We start from the raw sequence: 5,865 nt of genomic DNA, 5'->3' as shown, positions 1-5,865 counted from the left end.
GCATGCGCCTTTTCAACCTGTCGCTCAAGAAGACCGGCGCCGGCATGAGGGTCTTCGCGCCTTCCGCATTTGGTTCTGCTGCCGTCACCTTCACACCTGAAGTTTCCGAAGCGCTGGTTGCGCTTGCTATGGGAGAGATTCGCCACGATGAACATCGACGTTAATCAAGCAGCTCGGCTGTTGTGCGGCGAAGCCCGCCGAAATCGGATCATCTGCCCTGGCCCCGGCCACAGCAAGGCCGATCGGTCGATGACGGTCACGTTCAACAATGACGGTACGTTCATCACCCATAGCTTTGCTGGCGACGACTTCAAAGATTGCCGCGACCATGTAAAGGCTAGGCTTGGTCTTTCTGACAATCGCCCAATAGCGTCTGTCAATCTCCCTTCATCATCGGTCGGTTCGGGCGATGAAGCCGCCAAGATCCGCGCTGCCCTGCGCCTTTGGCATTCTGCCGTCCCGATCGCGGGAACGCCCGTTGCAGCCTATCTCGCGTCCCGCGAACTGTCCTATGATGGCGAGGCGCTGCGCTTTCGTCCAACTTGCGGATCCATGGTGGCGCTCATCACTGACGCGCTGACGGATCAGCCGATAGGGGTACACAGGACGCGTCTTCATCGAGACGGGAGGCCCGTCCAGCGTAAAGATGGTACCAAGGCAAGGCTCATTTACGGTCGTGCAGCAGGTGGTTGCGTCCGTCTGTATGACCTAGAGCCGCCGTTCGGGCTCGGCATCGCCGAAGGCATCGAGACCGCGCTTGCCGCACCGTTTCGTCCCGTCTGGGCGTGCATTTCGGCTAGCGTCATGACCGCCTTCCCAGTCATCCCCTATGTTTCAGCGCTGACTGTTTTCGCGGATCATGACCGCGCTGGCATCAATGCGGCGAATGCTGTCGGACAGGCATGGCACCAAGCTGGGAAAGAGGTCACGCTTATGACACCCCCTATGCCGGGAACCGACTTTGCAGATTGGAGGGCAGCGTAATGGCGGCGCTACCGAAAATTACAAAAAGTGCGCCCGGCGAGCCGTTCCAGAAGTTAGAATCGGCCAACGACAACAAAGCGCCCATCTCCGCCGAAGCGCTTCTCGGAATGGAGTTCCCGCCAGTCTCTTACGTTGTGGACGGCTACATTGCTGAGGGCCTAACGATCCTCGCAGGGCGCCCGAAGCTTGGCAAGAGTTGGATGGCACTCGGCTTCGCTGTCGCTGTCGCAACGGGCGGACAGGCCCTCGGGGTTGATTGCGAGCCGGGAGAAGTTCTTTACCTGGCCCTTGAGGACAATCGCCGCCGACTGAAAGAGCGGCTCGAAGTCGTGCTTTATCCTCCCGCCAGTCGCCCGGATATGTCCCGCCTATCCCTCGTGACCGAAGCCGCCAAGATCGGGGGCGGCCTTGTCGAGTTTCTGGACGAATGGCGGAAAGCTGCAGAACAACCCAAGCTGGTCATTATTGACACGCTATCTATGGTCAGGCCGCCCAAGAAATCTAACCAGGATAGCTACGCCGCGGATTACGACGCAATCTCCCCGCTCCAGAAGTGGGCCGGCGAGCACGGCGTTGCCGTCGTGGTCGTGCATCATGTGCGCAAGGCCGAGGCGGAAGATCCACTTGAGGCCGTCTCCGGCACGAACGGGCTGACCGGGGCCGCCGACACAATCATGGTCCTGAACCGGAACACGGACGGGCCTAAACTGTACGGACGGGGGCGCGATATCGAAGAAATCGAGAAAGCGTTACGCTTTGATAAGGGTCGGTGGGAAGTCTTAGGGGACGCGGATGAAGTCAAGCGATCCGATCAGCGCCGATCGGTACTAAGAGTTCTGGAAGAAGCCGAGCGTGCTCTTTCGCCTGACGACATCTCCAAGGAAATAGGAATGAAAGTAAACAATGTTAATCAACAGCTTAGAGCTTTGATAAAATCAGGCGACGCTGAAAAAGCGGGCTACGGTCAGTATAAAGTGGCTGGTAGATAGCCCGTCCTGTGTGCCCCCCCTAAGAGTGGTAAGACTACTAAGTCTTATAGGTATTAGCACTCTTATGGGGGGGTAACGAACACGACATACCCGAAACGAAATGAGGAGATCACAAGGAATGAAACATCATGTTTGCGCTTACCCCTTATCCCGCCCGCCATATGGTCCACACTCGCGCGGGCAGTGAATGGCACCCCTGCCGCGTCATTGGCATCGATGTCAGCGGCGATGAACCTCATTACGTCGTGGAAGTCCGCGCAGATGATGGCAGCTTTTATCTCGAGAAGGCGGGAATGATCCGGAAGGATCCACCCCGTGCATAACTTTGGGAGACTTAATATGAACGAATTGACCGAAAACGATCGCCCCCTCCGCGGCCGGCGGATTACCTGGCCGGAATTCGAAAGGCTCACCGGACGACCGCGGCCAGTGTATGTGGCGGCGAATGATAACGCCCCCAGGCAGGAAGAGGAGAAGAAGGGGGAAATCAATGCTGCTTGAGGCCGCGCAGACTCTTGTCATTGTGCTGGCGGCCTATGGAGCCCAAACGCTGCTCAAACAACTGCTCAGCTAGTAACCAGCGAAAAGGTCTCGGTGGATTGATGCGACATACCGATAAGGGTTTCCGCTGGACTTCCGGGCCTTCCAAGCGAGTCCTCGGTTAATTGCCAGCGCTCCAACGGCACCAGTGACGATCCCCGGGATAATGGGTTGGTCGAGTGCCCATGCGGCGGCAGCACCACTCAGTGGGGCAGCCAAATTTAGATCTGCAGAAACGTCGGAGAGCCTGAAAGGCATTCGTGCTTCTTTGATTACCCTTATGTTGTCTCGTATAGCCGCAACAAGCCCTTCTAGCTCGCTAGCCTTGGCTAGTGGTGTGTCAGGTGCCGCCAAGATGCGCTGGTACAGATTCTCAAGATGAAAGCGAAGCGATTGGAGATCATCAGAGCGTTTTCTCTTAAATTCAAGTATGTCCGCCAAGGGAACGTCTACATCCGGAACGGGTATCGCTTGGTAAAGCTCTACCAACAAGCCCCTTCCTGCATCAGTCTCTTCCTGTGGAAAGCTAAAGGCCTTGCTGCCAGTTGCCAAGCTCCACCGTCCCGGTTCGGCAGACTCGAGTCTTCGGAGTGCCTCTAGATGGCAAGTAAGGTATAACTGCGCGGCATCACCATTTAGCGGGATGTCAACCATGGTACGCTGCACAACACCTGCTTCGATTAGAAAATCTATTTCTGGGTCTGTGCTGAATTCAATCAGCCGCTGTCTCGGTAGCTCCAGCTTGTCCCAGTACAGCAAATGAAGTCGCAATAGCTGGAGATCAAACCCACCGCCAAATGAAAGCCTAGTTCCGGCTACCTCGACCTGAGGAGATATAACTATGCCCCGCATACAGTGACCCTTACTCGCCGAACAATGCAAAGCTAACTGTACAATCTTAACCGTTCAGATCAAGGCGACTCTTTATGTCTTCCCACAATTGAAAGCTGCGGTGCACCGCAGCAAAGTTCTGGAAACTCTAAAACAGGTAGCAGGCGGGGAGGGTGTATTAGATCTCTCTACCGTTCGTGTCAGGGACCGGCGTCGGGGTACAGCACTAATGCAAACACAGAAATTTCCTTCCTGCGCGCAAGCGCGCGGGCGCGCGTGTAGGGCCATAAACCGCGATAATGCCCCTATTTCCCGAATAGAGGGCCGTGGACGCGGTTTCTCTTTGCGGATGGCGCAAGGTGGCCCGGAAAGCGAAACGCGCGTCAGTGAGGCTCTGTGGCGTCGAACACAATATGTTGTGTCTATTCCGTAATTTTGCCGCAATTATCCACTACATATAGATTCTACGCTGCAGCGTTTGCATCTCGCCCTCTCGCCAATATAGAGGCTGGTAACCGCGCATTGCGCATCAGCGGAAAGACCGGGAAACGGCGCCGTCCCCATCTCCAGAGAGCTACATGACCTACACGCATCCCGCACTGTCGTGGCTGATTAAGCACGACCCCGAAGCTGCGCTCGCCGTTTTTCACCGGCTACGCGATGAATATTATACATTTGGCATCGATCCGAAGCCGAACGGACACGATCCCCGCGAGATGAATGCAGACGATGCGGAAACGCACGACGCCCCTGACACAGAGCTAACCGGCGAAACCATGAGCGAGGCTGCGCAGGACGGCCCGGACGAGATCTGGCCCGAAATGCTTCATGAAATGGAGCCGGACATTCACGAGATGTTGCGGAGCGCAGGCGGTATCGCATGGCCATGGTGCGGCGTTCGGCGAAAGCGGCGCGGCAAAATCCTATGGATCGGCGAGCCATGGTGCTACGAGTTCCCGGAGAAGCAGGCGCTTTCTGGAAAACACATAGTTTCGCTCGGTGGTCTGACCTTTTACACCCTGCCGGGGGCGCGTTCTAGCTTTGATGGTGGCATGCTAATCAGCTATGTAAACGACCACGGCCAGCGCAAGCGGCCCACCTTGAAGACGGACAAGCCCCGCGGCGGCAAACGCCCTCACAGGGGCAACCCGGCCGGATACCTAGCACTGCGCGGTGCTGTAGCGTCACCACTCGCGGCAATTGGATTGCGAAGACCGCTGTCAGGCGAACTTGCACTGCCCCCGATGTACGACCCGCTGGCCGGAACGCAGGAAGCCCGTGCGGTCCTCAAAGAACTTGGTGTTGACGGCAGCGTGTCGTTCGACTGCCTACCGTTCCCAGCGACGAAACTTTTAGACGGCATCGCGAAGAATGCTCGATTCCTCGGCGGCATGTCTGGCCGCTGCCAAACTGCATCTCGTGCCACTACGGGAAAACGAGATCCTGCGGAGCCGCTCTCCGGCGTATCTGCGCAGGTAGTCGAGGAGGTTGCCAGTAGGGGCACACTTGCTTCGATTGGCATCAAGCTCGGATATCAAGGCGGATACGCAGATCGGGCCGGGAAAAGGGCTTTGCTTGAAGTCGGAAGAGCTCTTGTCGCCGACAACAGCAACAAGCCGAAAAAACTTGCCGCCTGATGTGCCAAATCCGCCTCGTCAGGCGCGTATATATTGAAGGGAACTGGCTCTCCCCGACTTGCCCGCTTCGGCGGGCTTTTTCTTATCCCCAAAAATTCCCATCCAGCCGGGCATCCTCTCCCTGCTGTCGATCCGCTGGCCGCGTGCGCCGCTCTGGTGGCAGCGCGCGGCCGCTTGGCTTTATTTGGCCCATCAATCCCGAAAATACACGGATTAAAATATGAAAATCGATGAAGTCGATGACGCCCTTGTGCGCCACCTAAACATTCCGCGGTCCCGCGTCAAAAACGTGCACCGGGTTCTGCGGGAGGCCAGCCTCGTCTCCCCCGGAGCGCATGGCGCATCCCCCGAAACGGACGAAATCGACGTTCTAACCATGGTCACCGCGCTCGGTACGGGTGCACCCCTTTCGCGGATTGCGCGATCCACGGCAGAGTACCTGGCCACGACCCCAGGCGGTGCAGTTTTGACCGGCGCTCCAGCCTCGATCTGCGAAACAGCGCAGATCTACCTTGCCGCTCTGGTCTCGGATATCTTGGAGGGTCGCGACCCATCCCTGTCCCGCCTTGAGATCGTCCAAGAATTCCCCGAAATCCGGGTCATTTACATGGACGGAACCTGCATCCGCTTTCAACGGAAAGGCGCCCTTTCCAACCATCCCGAACGCAAGAATTGGACAGCCGCTGTTTTTGATGGCGCCGCATTCACTGCAATTTTCAAGGAGCTTTTCGTATGAAAAAACAGGACGTTAAAAATGAATTAAAGGCTATGACGCTGGATGAGGCCGATACCGACTATCGGGATATGACCACGCGGCTGGCTCTGCTGCATGAGAAGCTGGGGAAACTTGCGGCGGAAAAACTGGAGCTTCAGGAAGAGCTCGC

The 5,865-nt window shown here is 56.9% G+C and carries 6 protein-coding genes; 5 read left to right on the top strand and 1 reads right to left on the bottom strand.

What is annotated here, in order from left to right:
* Window positions 1–147 precede the first annotated feature (147 nt).
* The 3 genes from GGR23_RS22875 (at window position 148) to GGR23_RS22865 (ending at window position 2,296) form a co-directional block, all read left to right on the top strand.
* Complete coding sequence (locus GGR23_RS22875; protein WP_183368600.1) at window positions 148–984, top strand: DUF7146 domain-containing protein; 837 nt, start codon at window positions 148–150, stop codon at window positions 982–984.
* Complete coding sequence (locus GGR23_RS22870) at window positions 984–1,973, top strand: AAA family ATPase (RefSeq protein WP_183368599.1); 990 nt, start codon at window positions 984–986, stop codon at window positions 1,971–1,973. The genes GGR23_RS22875 and GGR23_RS22870 overlap by 1 nt, the downstream gene beginning before the upstream one ends.
* 128 nt (window positions 1,974–2,101) lie before the next feature.
* The gene (locus GGR23_RS22865) at window positions 2,102–2,296 is read left to right on the top strand and encodes a hypothetical protein (RefSeq protein ID WP_183368598.1); all 195 of its coding nucleotides are present in this window, start codon (window positions 2,102–2,104) and stop codon (window positions 2,294–2,296) included.
* A 247-nt stretch (window positions 2,297–2,543) separates the two neighbouring features.
* On the opposite strand, the gene GGR23_RS22860 is transcribed toward GGR23_RS22865, so the two are convergent.
* Window positions 2,544–3,365 carry a DUF6236 family protein gene (locus tag GGR23_RS22860; RefSeq protein ID WP_183368597.1) on the bottom strand — a complete coding sequence of 274 codons (822 nt, stop codon included), beginning with the start codon at window positions 3,363–3,365 and terminating at the stop codon, window positions 2,544–2,546.
* A 557-nt stretch (window positions 3,366–3,922) separates the two neighbouring features.
* Here GGR23_RS22860 and GGR23_RS22855 point away from each other — a divergent pair.
* Together GGR23_RS22855 and GGR23_RS22850 are read left to right on the top strand one after the other, a co-directional pair.
* Window positions 3,923–4,981: a hypothetical protein gene (locus tag GGR23_RS22855; RefSeq protein ID WP_183368596.1), complete on the top strand. Its 1,059-nt coding sequence runs from the start codon at window positions 3,923–3,925 to the stop codon at window positions 4,979–4,981.
* A gap of 220 nt (window positions 4,982–5,201) precedes the next feature.
* Window positions 5,202–5,717, top strand: a complete 516-nt coding sequence (locus GGR23_RS22850; protein WP_183368595.1) for a hypothetical protein — start codon at window positions 5,202–5,204, stop codon at window positions 5,715–5,717.
* Window positions 5,718–5,865 lie beyond the last annotated feature (148 nt).

The organism is Gellertiella hungarica (assembly GCF_014197145.1).
GTDB classification, from domain to species: Bacteria; Pseudomonadota; Alphaproteobacteria; order Rhizobiales; family Rhizobiaceae; genus Gellertiella; species Gellertiella hungarica.
Note: the sequence above shows the minus strand (reverse complement) of the source record. Positions and strands in the feature narration are given on the sequence as shown.

What these genes read in the sequence shown, in the direction of transcription:
- GGR23_RS22875 (WP_183368600.1), top strand. Translation starts at nt 148, where the DNA reads ATGAACATCGACGTTAATCAAGCAGCTCGGCTGTTGTGCGGCGAAGCC.
- GGR23_RS22870 (WP_183368599.1), top strand. Translation starts at nt 984, where the DNA reads ATGGCGGCGCTACCGAAAATTACAAAAAGTGCGCCCGGCGAGCCGTTC.
- GGR23_RS22865 (WP_183368598.1), top strand. Translation starts at nt 2,102, where the DNA reads ATGTTTGCGCTTACCCCTTATCCCGCCCGCCATATGGTCCACACTCGC.
- GGR23_RS22860 (WP_183368597.1), bottom strand. Translation starts at nt 3,365, where the DNA reads ATGCGGGGCATAGTTATATCTCCTCAGGTCGAGGTAGCCGGAACTAGG.
- GGR23_RS22855 (WP_183368596.1), top strand. Translation starts at nt 3,923, where the DNA reads ATGACCTACACGCATCCCGCACTGTCGTGGCTGATTAAGCACGACCCC.
- GGR23_RS22850 (WP_183368595.1), top strand. Translation starts at nt 5,202, where the DNA reads ATGAAAATCGATGAAGTCGATGACGCCCTTGTGCGCCACCTAAACATT.